We start from the raw sequence: 2,834 nt of genomic DNA, 5'->3' as shown, positions 1-2,834 counted from the left end.
TCCTAATATTCTCAACCAGAGGGTTTCTGGGGTTTCAGGTAATCGGTTGACAGCAACGAGAGCCGTTTTTTGCGCTTCTCCAAGGAAATAAAATCCGCGTTCCCAGTTGTCTTTACGAGCAAACTTGAAACCCTCGATAAGGCGATCGCTGGCAGAAGGTGCAATAATCCACAGGTGAGGGAGTTCGGAATCTCCCAGAGTGCGATCGCATCTTCTGGCTTGGCGCGGCAGTTGACTGCGGATGAGAATACAATTTAAAGCATAATTATGTTTCAAATTCACTCGTTGATTCTGATGAGGGAAAGAAAAAATGAAAGAAACACTGTACGAAAAAGATTTTTATAGTTGGATTTATCAACAAGCCGATCTTTTGCGAAAAAGTCAATTCGATCGCTTGGATACCTCTCATCTCATTGAGGAGTTAGAAGATTTGGGAAAGCGCCATTACGACCAATTAGAATCTCGCTTAATGCAGTTAATTGCTCATTTATTAAAGTGGAAAGTTCAATATTGGCAACAAACTAATAGTTGGCGAGCCACCATTCGCGTGCAAAGAAAAGCGATCGCCAAACTCTTGCGGCGCAATCCTGGTTTACAATCTAGATTGGAGGAAGCTATGAAGGAAAGCTGGTCGGAAGCACGAGATTTAGCGATCGCCGCAACCGATCTCCCCGACGAACAATTCCCCGAAATTTGTCCCTTTGATCTAGAACAAGTTATGGATGAGAACTTCTGGCCGACTAACAAGGTAGAAGAAGATAATGAAATTTAAACGTTTTCTAGCTGTCATTCCCGCTTCGTTGTTGCTTTTTCCGGCGATCGCGATCGCCCAGGAAAAGTTAGTAGATTTTGATTATTGGGCGAGTTTGTGCAATACCCTTCTCCTGGCAGAAGATTACGAGAAAGCCCTGGAAGCCTGCGACCAAGCCGTGGGACTCTTCCCCAACGATCCCGTGACTTGGAATAACCGGGGGGATGTTTTATTTGCCCTCTCCCAATATGGAGATGCTTTAGTATCTTACGAACAGGTCTTGCGTCGCAGTCCTACAGATTCCCTCGCTTTAGCGAAACGATGCGCATCCCTGACGGCGTTGGGACGCACGGATGATGCGGTGGTGGCTTGCGATGAAGGGCTGGAAATTGATGGGGACTGGGGAGAAGGTACCCCGGCGATCGCCTGGTACAACCGAGGGGTGGCCATGACTCAAGTGGGGAACCATTCCGAGGCACTAGAGTCCTACGATTGGGCAATTCGCACTAATCCCAGCTATTCCCCAGCTTATGCGGGGCGATGTTTGTCTTTGGCACAATTTTCTCGTTATGAGGAGGCTTTGGTGGCCTGCGATCGCGCTATTCAAGCGGGAAATTGGGGACACCAAAATGCAGCGACAGCGTTATTAAATCGGGGACGGGTATTGGTTCAGTTGGCACCGACGCAAAACTCCCCCCAGCAAGGGCTACAGTTTTATCAGGATGCCTTGCAATCTTATAATGATGCCCTGGCGATCGACCCCGATAATGAGGAAACATGGACGGAACAAGGAACAGTTTTGGGACGTTTGGGACGCAATACGGAATCTTTGGCTTCTCACGATTGGGCGTTAAAATTAAGTGAAAATTATGCTTTAGCTTTGGCTAATCGTTGCGCTGCTCTCAATCGTTTGGGACAATACAGCGATGCTCAAGCTGCTTGCGATAAAGCCTTACAAGAAGGAGACGATCGCTGGGGATTGGAAGGTGCTTCCTATGCTTGGAGTCAGCGCGGCAACTCTCTCGCGGGGCAGTTTAAGTATGAGGAAGGATTGGCTTCTGTGAATCGCGCCATTTCCTTAAATCCTACTTATGAGGAAACATGGCTGAATCAATCGACTCTGTTATGGTTATTGGAGCGCTATAGTGAGGCGTTAAATGCAACTCAGGAGGCGATCGATCTCAATCCAGAATCCTCTCGGGCATGGTATAATCGAGGACGAATTCTCACTACTTTAAGAGAGTACGACGAGGCAATTATTGCTTATAATATGGCTTTAGAAGGAGATGCCCAAATCGGCGGGCAGCCTTCCTTAGAAAAGATTTATCTCAATCTCAGTGCTGTGTTGTGGCGGGCGGGACGCTATAGTGAGGGAGCAGCAGAGGCACAAAGGGCGATCGCCTTGAATCCCGATTCTGCTTTGGGGTGGTACAATCGCGCCCTCAATCTCATGTCCAATCGTCAGTATACAAAGGCATTAGAGGCTTATGAGAGAACACTAGAGTTAAATCCTAATGATGCCAATGCTTGGATGGGTTTGGGCATTACTCAGCGTGCTTTGAAGGCATATCCCGAATCTTTGGCAGCCTTACAAAAAGCATTGGAACTTAATCCCGATAATACCCAAGCACAGGATAATTTAGAAGCCGTGATGAAAGCGATCGAAGAATTACCAACTTCTAGTCCATAAATTAAGAAATTAATAGGACTTACGCATTAACGGGCAAGATGCCCCGCACTACCATAGCCAGAGAATACAGTAGTGGGAGCGTCTCGCTCCCTAGCTACATAAGTCCTATTTAAGCAAAAACTTGGCTGATGGCGATCGCGCAATCGGAAAATGCAATCGGTGACATCTCAGCATCCAACACAAAAGTTAATTCGGTTTGGTAGCCATTCTCACTTGGGTCGCGGTACACTTCCACCGCTTGGCGATTAATATCAATCAACCACATTTCTAGCACTCCCCCTCGGGCGTAAATCTGCTTGACATCTCCCCGCTTTAAAAAGACGGGGATTCTGTGGTTAATCCACCGAAAGCGGGTTAAAACCGCGCTTGTCTTGGTCGATTGGATATGCTGAA

3 protein-coding genes and 1 pseudogene are annotated in these 2,834 nt (G+C 47.2%); 2 read left to right on the top strand and 2 right to left on the bottom strand.

From position 1 onward, the window contains the following. Positions 1 to 282 (bottom strand): annotated as a pseudogene (locus JUI58_RS15895) (flagellar assembly protein H); the annotation flags it as partial. Between the two features lie 28 nt (positions 283 to 310). Here JUI58_RS15895 and JUI58_RS15890 point away from each other — a divergent pair. Beyond that, positions 311 to 772, top strand: coding sequence for a DUF29 domain-containing protein (locus JUI58_RS15890; protein WP_204104782.1), 462 nt, complete (start codon positions 311 to 313; stop codon positions 770 to 772). After that, positions 762 to 2,441, top strand: coding sequence for a tetratricopeptide repeat protein (locus JUI58_RS15885; RefSeq protein ID WP_204104781.1), 1,680 nt, complete (start codon positions 762 to 764; stop codon positions 2,439 to 2,441). Before JUI58_RS15890 ends, JUI58_RS15885 begins: the two co-directional genes overlap by 11 nt. 109 nt (positions 2,442 to 2,550) lie before the next feature. On the opposite strand, the gene JUI58_RS15880 is transcribed toward JUI58_RS15885, so the two are convergent. Continuing rightward, on the bottom strand, positions 2,551 to 2,834 hold a 284-nt coding region (locus JUI58_RS15880), incomplete at its 5' end, for a Uma2 family endonuclease (protein ID WP_204104780.1).

It is taken from the genome of Spirulina sp. CCY15215, from assembly GCF_016888125.1.
In the GTDB taxonomy this organism is placed as follows: Bacteria; Cyanobacteriota; Cyanobacteriia; order Cyanobacteriales; family Spirulinaceae; genus CCY15215.
The sequence above is the reverse complement of the archived record's forward strand: the minus strand, read 5'-3'. Positions and strand labels throughout refer to the sequence as shown.